This window comes from Pararhizobium sp. O133 (genome assembly GCF_051669845.1).
Classification (GTDB): Bacteria; Pseudomonadota; Alphaproteobacteria; order Rhizobiales; family Rhizobiaceae; genus Pararhizobium.
Genome location: NZ_CP196427.1, coordinates 51,881 through 68,526, shown reverse-complemented (window position 1 = coordinate 68,526; position 16,646 = coordinate 51,881). Strand labels below are relative to the sequence as shown.

The following is a 16,646-nucleotide window of genomic DNA, read 5'->3' as shown; positions in this document are numbered from 1 at the left end:
CGGATCACTCCGCCGATCCAGGAGGGGCCGGATTGATGTCGTGCGGACCTGGCGGGCCGTAGACAATCTGGTACATCCAGACGGCGAAGCCATAACCACCGACCGCGCCGACGGCGACGATGGGCCAGATACCGAAGGCCAGGACGGCGAATGTCAGAAGTTCCTTGCGACGCTTGGCACGGAAGCTGGTGACGTCGTTCGTTCGGGTCGCCTCCAAGACAACACCCTCCAGAGATTGCGTGAGACATCGGGTCAGCAATTTACTGTAGGGCAAATTCCGCATTTGTCTATTGGGTAAATGTCACCTTCATGGGTAAAAAGTGAAATGAAATGGCACGTTTACCGCTCAGACGCCTGTCTGCGCTTGCGTATCAGCATGGGGGCATATTCCCACAAAAATAACAAGAACGCCGCCAGCCAGCTTAGCCCCGCGATCGCGTGGAGCGAATCGGTGTGATTCGGAAAGGCGGAGGTGAGGGGACGCGCAACCGCGCAGACCATGATCGCGGCATAGGAGAGATTGGTCGGCACGGACGAGGTCAGGATGCGGCCGGTATGGCCCCTGGTCGCGCGTATCATCACGGCCAACATCATCGAGGTGACGGTTCCGATCGTCAGCACGTGCATGGCGGCCGATCCATCCATTTTGCCAACGGCGGCGGCGGCGATCGCCAGGAATCCGAGCGGTACGAAGAGATAGGCGATGTGCAGGATGACGATCAGCGGTTCGGCAAACGTTCTCCATCCGCGCCAGCGATAGAGCCGGATCGCCTGCAGCAGGGCGACGGCGATCGCGGCAAGGGCGACGACCGGTCCTTCCGGTTGAAACGACCAGAAGAGCAGGACGGCGACGGATGCGAGGATCGTGACCGTATCATACCTGCCATAGGGAACGGGAAAGCCGATGGCACCCTGCTTTGCCAGCCAGTTGCGCGTGAAGCTCGGCAGGATGCGCCCACCGACGACGATCACCATGCCGATATAGGCGGATATGGCGAGCCTCGGGCTGATGTCGGGGGCGCCGTTCACGATGGTTTCGATATGAAAGCAGATATTGGCGAGTGACAGTACGGCGATCCCGGCAATCACCTTCAGGTCCGCCCACTTCTTTCCCGCGACGACTTCCCGCACGCAGATGACAAGGAGCGTCGGCAGGAAGACGGCGTCGATCGCCGCGGCAACGGCACTGCCGGCCAAATCCGGTACGAGCATGCCGACGCGCCCCACGACCCAGAGCAGGAACAGGAAGAACAGAGGCTTACCGGAAACCGGCAGCCTTCCGGTCCAGTTGGGCACGGCGGTCAGCAGGAACCCGGCGAGGACGGCGCTGGCGAAACCGAACAGCATTTCATGCGCGTGCCAGGCATGAGCACCATAGTCCCCGGCAAGATCGATTCGTCCCGTCAGCGCCAGAATCCAGAGCGTCATCGCGCAACAGGTCCAGATCGCAGCCCCGAGAAAGAACGGTCGGAATCCGTAGGAAAACAGGATCGGTCCGGTTGTTGATAGGCCGCGCGGGACAGCGGCTCTCCGTGGCGTGGCAAGTTGCTCGGCATCACTCATGTCTTGTCTCCAGTCTCTGAACGGACAATGGGACAGGAAATGTGCCCTCTCTTTGCGCAAGCACAAAAAGCGAGTGAATTTTGGATTTCTAATGTTGTTCCAGCACAAAGAGAGCCGTCGGGACCGGGGCTAACGTCTCATCGAAAGGACGAAACAAGTTCGTTCCCAACCAGGAGAAGTCCCATGAGCAGCCAATTCATGATTACAAGGCGTACTATTCTTGCCGGGGCCGCGTTCGCAGGAGCGACGGCACCGATCATGGCTGCCACGACCGCGAAGGCGACTTCCGAGGTCGGCACCGTCAAGCCGGCGCCGACCGACCTTGCCGGTATCGAGCGCGTCAAGCTCGAACTGGTGAAGCCGCCCTTCATCCACCCGCATACGCAGAAGGCCGTTGGCGGACCGAAGATCTATGAAGTCACGCTGACCATCGAGGAAAAGAAGATCGTCATCGACGAAGCCGGCACGGAAGTTCATGCCATGACCTTCGACGGCTCGGTTCCCGGCCCGATGATCGTCGTGCACCAGGACGACTATGTCGAAGTGACCCTCGTCAATCCGGAGACCAACGAGCTCCAGCACAATATCGACTTCCATTCGGCAACCGGCGCCCTGGGGGGCGGCGCGCTGACCGTGGTCAACCCCGGGGAGAGCGCGGTCATGCGCTTCAAGGCGACCAAGGCCGGTGTGTTCGTGTATCATTGCGCACCTCCCGGAATGGTGCCCTGGCATGTCACCTCGGGCATGAACGGCGCGATCATGGTGCTGCCGCGTGACGGCCTCAAGGATCATCAGGGCAACGATCTCGTCTACGATCGCGCTTACTATGTCGGCGAGCAGGACTTCTACGTGCCGCGCGACGCGGACGGAAACTACAAGAAGTATGACAGCTCCGGCGAGGCCTATGCCGATGTGTTGGAGGTGATGAACACCCTGACCCCGAGCCATATCGTCTTCAACGGCGCGGTCGGCGGTCTGACTGGCGACAATGCACTCCAGGCCAAGGTGGGCGAAAAGGTCCTGATTCTGCATTCGCAGGCAAACCGGGATACCCGGCCGCACCTGATCGGCGGCCACGGTGACTATGTCTGGGCGACCGGTAAGTTCGCCAACCCGCCGGAACTCGACCAGGAAACCTGGTTCATTCCGGGAGGTGCCGCCGGTGCGGCCTTCTACACTTTCCAGCAGCCGGGCATCTACGCCTATGTCAACCACAATCTGATCGAAGCTTTCGAGAAGGGCGCGGCCGGCCACTTCAAGGTCGAGGGAGAATGGAACAACGACCTGATGACCGCGATCAGCACCCCCAATAGCCACTAGGCTTCGACACAGCCCGCGTCGCCAGGCGGCGCGGGCATCCTCCTCAAGAACATGCCGTATGAAGCGGGGATATCCCGATGGCAAAGCGCACGAACACCCAAACCGTCTCATTTCTTTCGATCGCCCTGCCGATCAGCCTTCTCATCGGATCTTCCGCCGGTCTTGCCGGGCAGCTCGGCTACTTTGAGCCGGCCGCTGCAGTAACGAAGGCGGCCGATCTCGCCGAGATTCTGCAGGTTCCCGCCGGCAGTTTTACTTACCGCAGCGATGGCGAGTTCTACCGCAACGGCTATGCCGTCGATGGCCCGATGGTCGAAAAGCGCATCCCGATTGGCCTGTCGCTGATGAAGTACCAGGTCAGCGAGGGCGAATATGCCCGCTGCGTCGATGACGGCCGATGTGTGGCAATCGCGCCGGCGCATATACGCGGCGCGGAGTTCCCCGCGACCGGCGTGAGCCACGATGACGCGATGGCCTATGCGCACTGGTTCAGCGACAAGACCGGGGAGACCTGGCTTGTCCCGACCTATGAACAGATTGCCTTTGCCGCCGCCGGCAAATTCGCCGACGACGCTCTCGGTGTCGATTCCGACAGCCGCAACCCGGCGCTTCGCTGGCTGGCCGATTATGAGCGGGAAAGCCGGCGGAAGGCCGACAGCGAACCGGAACCAAAGGAAAGGGGGCATTTCGGCGAGAACGAATACGGCCTCGCGGACTTTGCCGGCAATGTCTGGGAATGGACATCGACCTGCCACCGCCGGATCGATCTGGCTGGCGCGGCTTCAGCGAAAACGAACGCGGCCTGCGGCATCTATGTGACCGTCGGCCGGCACAATTCGCCGATGAGCGCTTTCGTGCGTGACCCGAAGACCGGCGGATGCTCGGTCGGCGCCCCGCCGTCCAATCTGGGCTTCCGGCTGATCCGTGACGACCGCTGGTATGCAAGCCTCTTGAAGCGATTGCGCGACCGCGGCATTATTTCCTAGTGCTTGTCTGGGAAACTACAGCTAGTAAAGTACCGACCATGGATCGATATTTGCCGAGCTGGAGTTTCCGTTGAAGATAGACAAGAGCGTCGTCAAATCCTTTCCGATGTTTGACAGAATGCCGGACTCCGACGTGGAGGCGCTGCTGTCGCAGGCCGTGTCCAAGCGGATCGGGCCTGGGGAAGCCTTCTTCGAACAGGGCGCCGCGGCGACACATTTCTTCCTTCTTCTCAATGGCCGCCTCAAGGTGACTCAGGTGACGGCAGACGGGCAGCAGATCATCGTTCGGGTCGTTCATCCGGGCGATCTCTTCGGCTTTGCCAAGGCCCTGCGCCGCAGCGACTATCCCGGCACGGCGTTTGCGGTCATCGAGAGCCTTGCGCTTTGCTGGGCGACCGAGCTTTGGCCCCAATTTATCGATCGCAGCCCACATCTGGCCGTCAGCGCCCTGAACACGATCGGCCAGCGGCTGGAAGAGGCCCATACCCGCATACGTGAAATCTCCACCGAGGAAGTCGAACGCCGCGTGGCCCACACTGTTCTGCGGCTGACGAAGCAGGCGGGCAGGGCCGAGGAGGCCGGCATCCGCATCGACTTTCCGATCACCCGTCAGGACATCGCCGAGATGACCGGCACGACGCTGCACACCGTTTCCCGTATCCTCAGCGCCTGGGAAAGCAAGGGCCTCGTCGAGGGGGGGCGGCAGAAACTGCTGGTGCGTGACATTGCCGGCCTGCAGGCGCTTGCCGACAGCAGTGATCATTGACCGCAAATCTCATGATTGTTTGAGCGAAAGCAAAGAATGAAAACGCCGTCTTGACTATGGTTCTTTCAGTAGAGCCGATCGGGCTTTGCGCAAGGAGCAAGACGATGAAAAGCAAGATGACCGCCGTAGTGGCCGCCGCGATCCTGACCGCGGCCTTCGGCGCAGCAGCCAATGCCGCCGATTTCGAAATCCACATGCTGAACAAGGGTGCCGCAGGCGTGATGGTTTTCGAACCCGCCGCCATCAAGGTCGCAAAGGGCGATACCGTGACCTTCGTACCGACCGACAAGAGCCACAATGCCGAGACCGTCAAGGATCTGATCCCGGCCGGCGCCGAAGCCTTCAAGGGCAAGATGAACGAAGCGGTCAAGGTGACCTTCGCGACGCCCGGCGTCTATGTCGTCAAGTGCGCGCCGCATTTCGGCATGGGCATGGCCGCTGTTGTGATCGTCGATGACAATCCGGCCAACCTGGCTGACGTCAAGGCCGCGAAGTTACCCAAGAAGGCACGCGAACGCATTGACGCCGAATTGCAGACTCTCGGCCTGTAACGCTCGACAAGAAGCAAAACAGGGATTTGCGCGGTTCACTTTCGGGTGGCCGCGCATTTTTTTGACCAAAGCCTTTACCGTGATCCACGGAAAGCCCGCAGTAAAGGCGGTAACTGGTCGCCCTGGCGCTGGATTCTCCGGGTCCGCGCGGAAACATGCTGCGTGAAAACAAAACGCCGCCCGTGGAGACGGACGGCGTCGCACGTATCGTGAGTTGGGCGGTTCGGGCTTAGTGGACGTCGAGCGTCCGGGTCAGGGTTAGCGCCGCGATGGTGCAGATGGCGCCGGAGATGAGGTAACCACCGATGAAGATGATGCCGAAGCTGCTGGCAAGGCCGAGCGCGACCAGCGGCGCGAAGCCGGCGCCGAGCAGCCAGGCGAGGTCGGAAGTGAGCGCGGCGCCTGTATAGCGATAATATTGCGTGAAGCGTGACGACACCGCGCCGGAGGATTGGCCAAAGGTGAGGCCGAGAATGGCAAAGCCGATCAGGATGTAGGCATCCTGGCCCCTGCGGCCGGCGTCGAGCAGGAACGGCGCGGAAAAGCTGAAGATCGCGATGAGGATGGCGCCGAGCATCAACTCGTTGCGCCGGCCGATGCGGTCGGCGATGAAGCCCGACAGTACGATACCGACCGCGCCCACCGCGGCGCCCGCCACCTGCACCCAGAGGAACTGCGCCGGCGACTGGCCACCGAACAGCGTGATCCAGCTCAGCGGGAAGATGGTGACGAGGTGGAACATCGCGAAGCTCGCCAGCGGTACGAAGGCGCCCAGAATGACGTCGAGGCTGTGCTTGCTCAGCATTTCGAAGATCGGCCGGGCCTGCAGTTCCTGTGCTTCCATCGCAGCGCCGAATTCCTTGCTGGCAACGATACGAAGGCGGGCAAACAGCGCCACGACGTTGATCGCGAAGGCGACGAAGAAGGGATAACGCCAGCCCCAGGCGAGGAAATCAGCCTCGGACAGGCTGGTGACCATGTAGCCGAAGAGAATGCTGGCGAGCGCAAAACCGATCGGCGCGCCGAGTTGCGGGATCATCGCATACCAGCCGCGGCGATTTTCAGGGGCACTGAGGTTCAGGAGGGAGGCAAGGCCATCCCAGGCGCCGCCGAGCGCGAACCCCTGTCCCAGCCGGAACAATGCCAAGAGCGCCACCGCCCAATATCCGATGGTGTCGTAGCCGGGCAGGAAGGCGATTGAGGCCGTCGAACCGCCGAGAATGAACAGGGCGATCGTCAGCTTCGTGCCGCGCCCATAGTTGCGGTCGATCCACATGAAGACGAAGGAACCGATCGGACGGGCGATGAAGGCCAGCGGAAACAGCGCGAAGGCCATCAGCGTCGCGGCGACCGCGCTCGGTGCGAACGGGAAGATCAGCTTCGGAAAGACGAGGATCGAGCCGAGGCCGTAGACGAAGAAGTCGAAGAATTCCGACGTCCGGCCGATCACCACGCCGATGGCGATATTGCCGGGCGACAGGGGTTTGCCGTCATCGTGAATGCGACGGGCGTCCTGTTCGAGACCGGTGGATGTGGGATTGACGGCCGAACTCATGAATTTCTCCGAGCGATGTGCGCCATGTCCTTCGAGTGTTGACTAATTGACTTCAGATATCAAGAATTAGATCGGCACTCGAATTTCGGGGCAGATGTCGATAATCTGTCGGCATGCTTCAACGGTAGTGCAGCAAACCGACACGTCTATTGCGCTATTATAAAACTGCGGCAACGAGAAATGAAAAGCTTCTATTGCGATGCGACAGAATGCTGCGGTGCGACGAACCACCTCATTCCCAAGTGTGACCGTGCCTGATTATTGGCAACGAAACATAACGCAAGTTGAGCCGGAAATGCCGATGCAAATCGCCCAACGATCGATCATCCTGACGCTCATGCTCCTGGCCCTGACGGGGTGCAATATGGTCGTCATGTCGCCGTCCGGAGACATCGCCACACAGCAGCGGGATCTCATCGTCATCTCGACGATCCTGATGTTGATCATCATCGTGCCCGTCATTTGCCTGACGCTCTGGTTCGCCTGGCATTATCGCCAGTCGAACACATCGGCGAGATACGATCCGGAATGGCATCACTCGACCGGGCTTGAAGTCGTCATCTGGTCGGCGCCGCTTGCCATCATCATCGCGCTCGGCGCCATCACCTGGGTCAGCACCCACAAGCTCGATCCCTACCGGCCGCTCGACCGGATCGATGCGTCGCGTCCCGTGACCGCGGAGGTCAAGCCGCTGAATGTCGAGGTCGTGGCACTCGACTGGAAATGGCTGTTCTTCTATCCCGACTATGGCATTGCGACGGTCAATGAAATGGCAGCACCTGTCGATGTTCCGATCAATTTCAAGCTCACCGCCTCCTCCGTGATGAACTCCTTCTATGTCCCGGCCCTTGCCGGGATGATCTACACCATGCCCGGCATGCAGACCAAGCTGCACGCCGTGATCAACAAGTCCGGCGAATATGAAGGTCTGTCGTCAAACTACAGTGGCGACGGCTTCTCCCATATGCGCTTCAAGTTCCACGGTTTGGACCAAGCGGGTTTCGATGACTGGATCGCCCGGGTGAAGCAGAACGGCACCATGCTCAACCGCGATGCCTACCTGAAGCTCGAGAAGCCGAGCATCAGGGAGCCCGTCCGCTATTTCGCATCCTTCGAAAACAGGCTTTTCGATGCCGTGCTCAATATGTGCGTCCGTCCCGGCCAGATGTGCATGAAGGACATGATGCATATCGACCTGATGGGCGGCGCGGGCCTTGAGAGCCATGAGAACAAGGCGAAGCTCGAACATGACAATCGGCACGCCGATACTGGCGGCGGCCATGGCGAGGAGGCCGCACCGGGCGCCACGTTCCCGGCCACCGGCAACCCCGCGCGCAGCGAAGAGCCGGCTGAAGGCATCAACGGCGGGCGGGAGATGCCGGCCGAAATGAACCACGAGATGCACACGAAATAAATGCGACGCCCGCGCCCGCCGGACACGGCGTGCGCGCAACACCGCCATGAGCCCGTTGGGCCCGCATTCGAAACGATATTGGATACCCCATGTTCGGCGATATCAGCCTCACGAAATTCCTCTTCGGTCGGCTTTCCCTGGAAGCGATCCCCTATCACGAGCCGATCCTCGTCGTGACCTTCGCGGCCGTGGCGCTCGGTGGCATCGCCGTTCTCGGCCTGATCACGAAATTCAGGCTATGGGGCTATCTCTGGACCGAGTGGTTCACATCCGTCGATCACAAGAAGATCGGCATCATGTACATCATCCTGGCCATCATCATGCTGCTGCGCGGCTTTGCCGATGCGATCATGATGCGCATTCAGCAGGCGATCGCCTTCAATGGCAACGAGGGTTACCTCAATCCGCATCACTACGACCAGATCTTTACAGCCCATGGCGTGATCATGATCTTCTTCGTGGCGATGCCCTTCGTCACTGGCTTCATGAACTATATCGTGCCGCTGCAGATCGGCGCGCGCGACGTCTCCTTCCCGTTCCTCAACAATTTCTCCTTCTGGATGACGACGGCCGGCGCCATCATCATCATGATGTCGCTCTTCGTCGGCGAGTTCGCGCGTACCGGGTGGTTGGCCTATCCGCCGCTGTCGGGATCGGACTATAGTCCCGGCGTCGGGGTCGATTATTACATCTGGGGCCTGCAGGTGGCAGGCGTCGGGACGACGCTGTCGGGCATCAACCTGATCGCGACCATCGTCAAGATGCGCGCGCCAGGCATGACCTTCATGAAGATGCCGGTCTTCACCTGGACCTCGCTCTGCACCAACATCCTGATCGTCGCGACCTTCCCGATCCTGACGGCGACGCTCGCACTCTTGTCGCTCGATCGCTACGTCGACACGAACTTCTTCACCAATGACCTTGGTGGCAACCCGATGATGTATATCAACCTCATCTGGATCTGGGGTCATCCGGAAGTCTATATCCTCGTGCTGCCGGCGTTCGGCATCTTCTCGGAAGTGGTCGCCACGTTCTCGGGCAAACGCCTGTTCGGCTATGCCTCGATGGTCTATGCCACCTGCGTCATCATGATCCTGTCCTATCTCGTGTGGCTGCATCACTTCTTCACGATGGGTTCGGGCGCCTCGGTCAACGCCTTCTTCGGCATCACCACGATGATCATTTCGATCCCGACCGGGGCGAAGATGTTCAACTGGCTCTTCACCATGTATCGCGGCCGTATCCGCTACGAACTGCCGATGCTGTGGACGATCGGCTTCATGATCACCTTCGTCATCGGCGGCATGACCGGCGTGATGCTCGCCATCCCGCCGGCCGACTTCGTGCTGCACAATTCGCTGTTCCTCATTGCGCACTTCCACAACGTCATCATCGGCGGCGTGCTGTTCGGGCTGATGGCGGGCCTCGTCTACTGGTGGCCCAAGGCCTTCGGCTACAAGCTCGATGTCTTCTGGGGAACGCTCAGCTTCTGGTTCTGGCAGATCGGCTTCTTCGTCGCCTTCATGCCGCTCTACGTGCTCGGCCTGATGGGCGTGACCCGTCGCGTCAGCCAGTTCGAGGATCCGTCGCTGCAGATCTGGTTCATCATCGCAGCCATCGGTGCCGCGCTGATCGCGTGCGGTATTGGTTCCTTCATCATCCAGCTCGTCGTCAGCTTCCTGAAGCGTGACCAGTTGCGCTGCGACAGCGACGATCCGTGGGATGGCCGTACCCTGGAGTGGTCAACTTCTTCGCCACCGCCGGATTACAACTTCGCCTTCACGCCCGTCGTCCACGATCACGACAGCTGGTACGACATGAAGTACCGCGGCTACGAGCGTCCGCTCACCGGCTTTCGTCCGATCCACATGCCGAAGAACACCGGCACCGGCGTCATCCTCGCAGGCATCAGCATCGTGCTCGCCTTCGCGATGATCTGGTACATCTGGTGGCTGGCGGCCGTGTCCTTCGTCGCCATCATCGCGGTCTCGATCGCCCATACCTTCAACTACGATCGCGATTTCTTCATCCCCGCCGAAACCGTTTCGGCGACGGAAGACGCGCGATCCAAGCTGCTTGCAGAACGGACCTGAGCCCATGAGCGCGACCCACGTCCAGGAAACCGAGAAGCCGCAATTCTACCTGACGGAAGATCATCATCCGGAAAACAGCACCATGCTGGGTTTCTGGCTCTACCTGATGAGCGACTGCCTGATCTTCGCCGTGCTGTTTGCAACGCATGGCGTGCTCGGGCGCAACTATGCGGCAGGCCCGTCGCCGGCCGATCTGTTCGATCTCAACATCGTCGCCGTCAATACGGCCATGCTGTTGTTCTCGTCGATCACCTATGGTTTCGCCATGCTCCAGATGGAGCGCAATGCCAAGATGGAAACGCTGTTCTGGCTCGGCGTCACCGGAGTGTTCGGCGCCATCTTCCTGAGTTTGGAAATCTACGAATTCCACCATATGATCCAGGAAGGTGCCGGTCCGACACGGTCCGCCTTCCTGTCCTCCTTCTTCACGCTGGTCGGCACCCACGGCCTGCATGTGACCTTCGGCATTATCTGGCTGATCACGTTGATGGTGCAGGTCAGCAAGCGTGGATTGATCCCGGAAAACCGCCGCCGGCTGATGTGCCTGTCGATGTTCTGGCACTTCCTTGACGTGATCTGGATCGGCGTCTTCTCCTTCGTCTACCTCTTGGGAGTTCTCGTATGAGCACGCCATCTCACCAGCCCCACGAAAGTGCAACGCAGGCGCATCACGGGCACAGCCATGGCCACGAGGCTGCCCACGGTTCGCTGAAGAGCTACATGATCGGCTTCATCCTGTCGGTGATCCTGACGGCGATCCCGTTCGGACTGGTGATGGGCGGCGTACTCGACAGCAAGCTCTTGACCGCGGTGATCGTCATGGGCATCGGCGCGGTGCAGATCGTCGTTCACATGGTGTACTTCCTGCACATGAACCCGCGCTCGGAAGGCGGCTGGACGATGATGGCGCTGATCTTCACGCTGGTGATCGTCGGCATCGCGCTCGCCGGCTCGCTCTGGGTCATGCATCACCTGAACGCGAACATGATGCCGATGACCCACGATATGATGAAGAACATGCCGTAACGGCTTGAGCAAAGAGCCGAGACGATCATGACGAAGGATCGATCTGCAGAGGAGACGAGGCCCAGCGTTTCGTCTTCCCGTTCCCGCCTGGCGTTTGCCGGGCTGATGATGTTCCTCGTTGTGGTTTTCATCAGCCTTGGAACATGGCAGATTCAGCGGCTGTTCTGGAAACTCGATCTGATTGAGCGCGTGGAAACGCGCGTCCATGACCAGGCTGTGCCGGCGCCATCCCGTTCCGAATGGGCAAGGGTCGAAGCCGCGAATGATGAATACCGGCATGTCACCGTCAAGGGGTTCTTCGAACACGACAAATCGGTCCTGGTGCAGGCGGTGACGGAACGTGGCGCGGGTTTCTGGGTGCTGACGCCGCTGCATCTGGATGACGCGACGACGATCCTGATCAATCGCGGCTTCGTGCCGACTGACCGGAGCGCACGGGATGCACGCCTCGGCAGCGAATTGGCCGCAGGGCCGGTATCGGTGACAGGCCTTTTCAGGATGAATGAACCGGCTGGCGGATTTCTCCGCTCCAACGATCCGGCAAATAACCGCTGGTTTTCCCGCGACGTCGCAGCGATTGCCGCGTCGAAGGGGCTTACGGACGTCGCGCCCTATTTCATCGATGCGGATGCGACGCCCAATCCGGGTGGTCTGCCGATCGGTGGTCTCACTGTGGTTGCCTTCCGCAACAGCCATCTCGTCTATGCGCTGACCTGGTATTCCCTGGCGATCATGAGCGCCGTGGCCGTCTGGTTCATCCTCCGCCGGCGGGCTGTTTAACGCGAAACAGACGACCGGGCGTTCTTGCGAACGCCCCGGCAGAATAGTCTCAACCCATCGTTCCGTTATTCTACAGCGCCGCGCGTCAAATATGACGCGCAAAGGTCGCTGTAACACTTTAAATATGCTGAATAATTTTATCCTTAAATCGAATCCGATTTAAGGAATTATGCAGTAGCCTAAGAGCCCTTGTGCGCATCATAGGCGGCGACGATGGCGGTCATCTGTTCCGGCGACAGGGCCTGCATTTGCGAGGAGGTCAGCCCTCCCAACTGGGCGATGCTGAAGTTCCTCGCCTGCGCCGGCGTCAGGCCGGGCAGGGCCGTCAGGCTGATCGCGCCGATATCCGCGGCGGAGAAGGTGGCCAGCGCAGATGTGCTGATCGCGGTGATCTGCGATGCACTGAATTTGGCGATCTGCGCTGGTGTCAACGCTTCGGCCTGCGCCGCCGTCAGGCCGGAAACGGTGGTGGCCGCCAGTCCGCTGATGGCGCCGGGAGCGATGGCTGCGACCTGGGCAGGGGTCAGGCCGGCGACCTTGTCGGGGCTCAGCGCCGCGATCTGCAGGGCGCTGAAATTGCCGATCTGGCTCGGGGTCACGGCGGCAAGCTGCGCTGCGGTCAGGCCGTTGACCTGATAGTAGCTCAAGTTGCCGATCTGGGCGGCGGTAAGGCCGGCGATCTGCTCCGGATGAAGCGCAGAGACGAAGGATTCCGGCAGGCCGGCGATCGCCGAGGCATTGATCGCAGCGATATCCGTCGCGGAGAACGTCGAGATCACCGTATCGCCGAGGGCGCCGATCTGCGTGCCGGTCAGGGCGCCGATCTGTGCGCTGGTCAGGCTATCGACCTGTCCGGCGGTGAAGCCGGCAAGCTGGGCCTCCGTCAGGCCCGGAATTGCCGCGACGCTGATCGCCTCGATCTGGGTCGAGGACAGCACGGCGACGCTGGCCGGCGAGAGTGCGGCGATCTGGGTGGCGCTCAGCGCCTTGATCTGCGTGGCCGTCAACCCGCTCACCTGGCTCGTGCCGAGGCTGCCGATCTGCTCCGCCGTCAATCCGGCCATCTGGGCTGCCGAGAGGGCGCCGAGTTGATCGGCGCTCAAGTTGGCGATCTGCGGTGCGCTCAGGCCCGAAAGGGCGCTGGCGCTGATGGCGGCAATGTCGGCTGGTGAGAAGGTCGCGAGCGCCGCTGCGCCCAGATTGCTCATCTGGGTCGCGGTCAGCGCGCCGATCTGGGCCGTCGAAAGGCTGTCGATCTGGGAGACCGAGAGCGCGCTGACCTGAGCCGCTGTCAGTCCGGCGATGGCCTTGGTGCTGAGTGCCGCGATCTGCTCTGGCGAAAGGGCGGTGATCTTGTCCGTCGAGAGTCCGGCGATCTGCGCTGCGCCGAAGGCCCCGAGTTGGGCGGTGGTGAGCCCGTTCATCTGCGCGGCCGTCAGGCTTCCCGCCTGGCTGCCGGTCAGGGCGCCGATCTGGCTCGTCGTCAGCGCGCCGATCTGGTCGAGGCTGAGGCCGGCAATGCCGTCATTCGCAAGGCCTGGAATCGCGGCGATGCTGATCGCGGCGATCTGCGCGGTGGTGAAGCTCGATAGCGCGCTGACCGGCAGGGCCGCGACCTGCGTGGATGTCAGCGCGGCGATCTGGGTGGTCGACAGGCTGGCGATCTGGACGGTGCTGAGGGCGGCGACCTGCGCCGGTGTCATGCCGGCGACGGCCTTTGATGACAATGCCGATATCTGGTCGGTGGAAAAGGCGGCGAGGCGATCCGTTGGCAGCGCCGCGACCTGGGCGGCAGTCAGCGCGGTCACCTGTGCGGTCGTCAGGCCATCGATCTGCGAGGCGGTCAGCGCGGCGATCTGTTCCGGTTTCAACGCGGCGATCTGGGCAGGCGTCAGCGCGCCCATCTGCTGCGGGTTGAGGGAGGCCAGCGCCGCATTCGTCAGGCCGGTGATCGCGGTGGTGCTGATCGCGGCGATCTCTTCTTCGGTGAAGGTGGCAAGGCCCTGCGGGGTGAGGGAGGCCAGTTGCGTGGCGGTCAGGCCGGTAATCTGGGCCGATGTCAGCGCCTCGATCTGGGCATCCGTCAGCCCGCCGACCTGGGTCGAGGTCAGGCCGCCGACGGTTCTTGTCGCAAGGGCGGCGATCTGGTCGGTCGACAGGGCGGCAACGCCGTCCGCGGTCAGGGCCGCGACCTGTGTCGGGGTCAGGGCACGGATTTGCGATATGCTCAGCGCGCCGACCTGGCCGGGCTGAAGGCCAGCGATCTGGCTGGGTTTCAGCGCGGCGATCTGGGTGGATGTCAGGGCGGCGATCTGTTCGGGCCCGAAGGCGGCCAACTGTTCGTTGGACAGACCGGGAATGGCGGCGGCCTTGATGGCGGCGATATCAGCGGCCGAGAATGTGGCGAGATCAGCGACGGAAAGGGCTGTCACCTGCGTAACGCTGAGCCCGCTCACCTGCGAGGACGTGAACGCTTCCGCCTGCGTGGTGCTGAGTGCCGCAAGCTGCGCCGTCGTCAGGCCACCGATGGCGGCCGTGCTGAGCGCCGCGATCTGATCGGTGGAAAACGCCCTGATCGCCTCGACGCTGAGGGCCGAGATATGACCGGCGTTGAGGCCCTTGATCTGGGCCGTCGACATCGCTTCGATATGGGCCGGTGTGAGTGCGCCAACCTGAGGATTTTTCATGGCGCCGATCTGGCCGGCAGTCAGCGCCGCAGCCTGCTCGAGATCGAGGCTGGCCACGTTTTCGGCCGACAGACCGGAAACGGCCCTTGTGCTGATCGCCTGGATTTTCGCAGGCGTGAACGTCTCGAGGGCTGCCGGCGTCAGGGCCGCGATCTGGGCCGTGCTCAAGCCGCCGACCTGAGAGGTCGTCAAAGCCTCGGCCTGCGCCGGTGACAATGCCGCGATCTGGGCAGGTGTCATTCCGGCTACGGACTTGGCATTCAGCGCGCCGATATGCTCAGGGGAGAGAACGGCGAGCTTTTCCGTGCCGAGCGCCGCAACCTGCGTCGCGCTCAGGGCGCGAATCTGCGTCGTCGACCAGGTATCGATCTGTTGCGGGGACATCGCCGTGATCTGGATCGTCTGGAAGGCGCTGATCTGGGTCGGCGTCAGGCCGGCGAACTGCTCGAGGCTGAGTGCCGCGATCTGGGTCGCGGTGAAGCCCGGAATCGCGGCGGGCTTGAGGGACGCGATATCGTCGGGCGAGAACGCGGCCAGCGCTTCGGGGCTGAGCGCCGCCACCTGCTTGGCGCTGAAGCTGCCGATCTGCGTCGGGGTCAAAGCATCGATCTGCGTGGCGGTCAGGACCGCCACCTGGGCCGCTGACAGGCCGGGGATCGCCCTGGTGCTGAGAGCGGCTATCTGCGTGGTGGAAAACGAGGCGATCGTGTCGGTGCCGAAGGCAGCGACCTGCAGGGAGGTCAGCGCGCGCATCTGCGTTTCGGTCAGTGCGCCGACCTGGGCCGTGGAAAGGGCTGCGATATGCGCAGGCTTCAGAGCCGCGACCTGCGCCGGGGTGAGCGCCGCGATCTGGTTTGTCGAGAGCGCGCCGATCTGCTCGACCGATAGCCCTGACATCGCGGATGGCGTCATGGCCGCGATTTCGGTTGTCGTGAAGGTGGCCAATGCAGCCGGTGTCAGGGCGGTGAACTGGCGGGCGCTCATTTGCCCGACCTGGCTCGCAGTCAGCGCCTCGACCTGCGTGGTCGAAAGCGCCGCCAACTGATCGTAACGCAAGCCGGTTATTGCCCTGCCGCTGACGGCGCCGATCTGGTCGGCGGAGAACGCTGCGATGCTTGCTGGTGGCAGGCCGGAGAGCTGCGTCGCACTCAATGCGCCAATCTGTTGGATCGTCAAGGCTCCGATCTGCGAGACGGAAAAGGCACCGATCTGCGTGTCCCGCATGGCGGCGACCTGCCCAGGGGTCAGGGCGGCAACCTGGCTGCTGCTCAGCGCCGCGATCTGTTCTGTGGTCAGCCCCCGGATCGCCTTCGTATTGATGGCGGCGATATCGGCGTTCGAGAAGGACGCGAGATCTTCCGCGCTGAGGGCCCCGATCTGCGCAGAGCTCATGCCGGCGATTTGCGATGGATTGAAGGCTTCGGCCTGCGCGGTGCTGAGGCCCGCGATCTGCGTCGTCGTCAGCGCCGCGACCTGCGCGGCGCCGAGGCTGGAGATGGCGTCGGTGGAAATTGCTGCAAGCTGGTCCAGCGTGAGGCCGACCATCGCCTTTGGTGCGATCGAGGAAATCTGCGAATTGTTGAGGCCGCTAATGCTGCTTTCCTTGAGCGCCGCGACTTGAATCGACGACAGCGCGGCGAGCTGCGAACTCGACAAGGCGGCAATGTCATCGGCATTCCAAGCAGCAACGGCCGACGGCGCAAGGGCTTTGATCTGAAGAGGCGTAAACGAAGGAATTGTTGTCATATCGCAGACTTTCAGCAGGTCTTATAATTCTACTGGCGTCGATAGCTGGATTGGAGCCACGCCTTCGACACGCACAGTGACGCTATCCCCATGCTAGGTACGAACGCTTGTGTCAGGCTGGCCAATTCTCGCGGCCGTTGCGGCCGCGAGCATAAAATC

General features: G+C 61.8%; 13 protein-coding genes. 9 read left to right on the top strand and 4 right to left on the bottom strand.

Annotation, left to right across the window (positions count from 1 at the left end):
* Nucleotides 1-4 precede the first annotated feature (4 nt).
* Nucleotides 5-217: a periplasmic nitrate reductase, NapE protein gene (napE, locus tag ACST81_RS22790; RefSeq protein WP_438754284.1), complete on the bottom strand. Its 213-nt coding sequence runs from the start codon at nucleotides 215-217 to the stop codon at nucleotides 5-7.
* A 122-nt stretch (nucleotides 218-339) separates the two neighbouring features.
* Nucleotides 340-1,563: an NnrS family protein gene (locus ACST81_RS22785; RefSeq protein WP_438754283.1), complete on the bottom strand. Its 1,224-nt coding sequence runs from the start codon at nucleotides 1,561-1,563 to the stop codon at nucleotides 340-342.
* Nucleotides 1,564-1,746: 183 nt separating this feature from the next.
* On the opposite strand from ACST81_RS22785, the gene nirK reads away from it, so the two are divergent.
* The 4 genes from nirK (at nucleotide 1,747) to ACST81_RS22765 (ending at nucleotide 5,186) form a co-directional block, all read left to right on the top strand.
* Nucleotides 1,747-2,883 (top strand): copper-containing nitrite reductase, encoded by a 1,137-nt coding sequence (nirK, locus tag ACST81_RS22780; RefSeq protein ID WP_438754281.1) that lies wholly within the window; start codon nucleotides 1,747-1,749, stop codon nucleotides 2,881-2,883.
* 77 nt (nucleotides 2,884-2,960) lie between these two features.
* Complete coding sequence (locus ACST81_RS22775) at nucleotides 2,961-3,869, top strand: SUMF1/EgtB/PvdO family nonheme iron enzyme (protein WP_438754279.1); 909 nt, start codon at nucleotides 2,961-2,963, stop codon at nucleotides 3,867-3,869.
* Between the two features lie 70 nt (nucleotides 3,870-3,939).
* Complete coding sequence (locus ACST81_RS22770) at nucleotides 3,940-4,635, top strand: Crp/Fnr family transcriptional regulator (protein ID WP_438754278.1); 696 nt, start codon at nucleotides 3,940-3,942, stop codon at nucleotides 4,633-4,635.
* A 104-nt stretch (nucleotides 4,636-4,739) separates the two neighbouring features.
* Nucleotides 4,740-5,186, top strand: a complete 447-nt coding sequence (locus ACST81_RS22765) for a pseudoazurin (RefSeq protein ID WP_438754276.1) — start codon at nucleotides 4,740-4,742, stop codon at nucleotides 5,184-5,186.
* Between the two features lie 229 nt (nucleotides 5,187-5,415).
* Here the strand turns inward: ACST81_RS22765 and ACST81_RS22760 are convergent, their stop codons facing one another.
* Nucleotides 5,416-6,741 carry an MFS transporter gene (locus ACST81_RS22760; protein WP_438754275.1) on the bottom strand — a complete coding sequence of 442 codons (1,326 nt, stop codon included), beginning with the start codon at nucleotides 6,739-6,741 and terminating at the stop codon, nucleotides 5,416-5,418.
* 295 nt (nucleotides 6,742-7,036) lie between these two features.
* Here ACST81_RS22760 and cyoA point away from each other — a divergent pair, with 295 nt between their 5' ends.
* The 5 genes from cyoA to ACST81_RS22735 all read left to right on the top strand — a co-directional run bounded on the left by cyoA (nucleotide 7,037) and on the right by ACST81_RS22735 (nucleotide 12,054).
* Nucleotides 7,037-8,155: a ubiquinol oxidase subunit II gene (gene cyoA, locus ACST81_RS22755; RefSeq protein ID WP_438754273.1), complete on the top strand. Its 1,119-nt coding sequence runs from the start codon at nucleotides 7,037-7,039 to the stop codon at nucleotides 8,153-8,155.
* An 89-nt stretch (nucleotides 8,156-8,244) separates the two neighbouring features.
* On the top strand, nucleotides 8,245-10,248 hold the full coding sequence (cyoB, locus tag ACST81_RS22750; RefSeq protein ID WP_438754271.1) for a cytochrome o ubiquinol oxidase subunit I: 2,004 nt from the start codon (nucleotides 8,245-8,247) through the stop codon (nucleotides 10,246-10,248).
* 4 nt (nucleotides 10,249-10,252) lie between these two features.
* Nucleotides 10,253-10,873, top strand: coding sequence for a cytochrome o ubiquinol oxidase subunit III (cyoC, locus tag ACST81_RS22745; RefSeq protein ID WP_438754269.1), 621 nt, complete (start codon nucleotides 10,253-10,255; stop codon nucleotides 10,871-10,873).
* On the top strand, nucleotides 10,870-11,274 hold the full coding sequence (cyoD, locus tag ACST81_RS22740) for a cytochrome o ubiquinol oxidase subunit IV (RefSeq protein WP_438754267.1): 405 nt from the start codon (nucleotides 10,870-10,872) through the stop codon (nucleotides 11,272-11,274). The genes cyoC and cyoD overlap by 4 nt, the downstream gene beginning before the upstream one ends.
* Nucleotides 11,275-11,301: 27 nt before the next feature.
* On the top strand, nucleotides 11,302-12,054 hold the full coding sequence (locus ACST81_RS22735; protein ID WP_438754265.1) for an SURF1 family protein: 753 nt from the start codon (nucleotides 11,302-11,304) through the stop codon (nucleotides 12,052-12,054).
* Nucleotides 12,055-12,233: 179 nt separating this feature from the next.
* Here the strand turns inward: ACST81_RS22735 and ACST81_RS22730 are convergent, their stop codons facing one another.
* Nucleotides 12,234-16,487, bottom strand: coding sequence for a beta strand repeat-containing protein (locus tag ACST81_RS22730; protein WP_438754263.1), 4,254 nt, complete (start codon nucleotides 16,485-16,487; stop codon nucleotides 12,234-12,236).
* Between the last annotated feature and the right edge of the window lie 159 nt (nucleotides 16,488-16,646).

Bases quoted from the DNA above. Each gene is read 5' to 3' on its own strand.
- ACST81_RS22785 (WP_438754283.1), bottom strand. From the start codon at position 1,563: ATGAGTGATGCCGAGCAACTTGCCACGCCACGGAGAGCCGCTGTCCCG.
- nirK (WP_438754281.1), top strand. From the start codon at position 1,747: ATGAGCAGCCAATTCATGATTACAAGGCGTACTATTCTTGCCGGGGCC.
- ACST81_RS22775 (WP_438754279.1), top strand. From the start codon at position 2,961: ATGGCAAAGCGCACGAACACCCAAACCGTCTCATTTCTTTCGATCGCC.
- ACST81_RS22765 (WP_438754276.1), top strand. From the start codon at position 4,740: ATGAAAAGCAAGATGACCGCCGTAGTGGCCGCCGCGATCCTGACCGCG.
- ACST81_RS22760 (WP_438754275.1), bottom strand. From the start codon at position 6,741: ATGAGTTCGGCCGTCAATCCCACATCCACCGGTCTCGAACAGGACGCC.
- cyoA (WP_438754273.1), top strand. From the start codon at position 7,037: ATGCCGATGCAAATCGCCCAACGATCGATCATCCTGACGCTCATGCTC.
- cyoB (WP_438754271.1), top strand. From the start codon at position 8,245: ATGTTCGGCGATATCAGCCTCACGAAATTCCTCTTCGGTCGGCTTTCC.
- cyoC (WP_438754269.1), top strand. From the start codon at position 10,253: ATGAGCGCGACCCACGTCCAGGAAACCGAGAAGCCGCAATTCTACCTG.
- cyoD (WP_438754267.1), top strand. From the start codon at position 10,870: ATGAGCACGCCATCTCACCAGCCCCACGAAAGTGCAACGCAGGCGCAT.
- ACST81_RS22735 (WP_438754265.1), top strand. From the start codon at position 11,302: ATGACGAAGGATCGATCTGCAGAGGAGACGAGGCCCAGCGTTTCGTCT.
- ACST81_RS22730 (WP_438754263.1), bottom strand. From the start codon at position 16,487: ATGACAACAATTCCTTCGTTTACGCCTCTTCAGATCAAAGCCCTTGCG.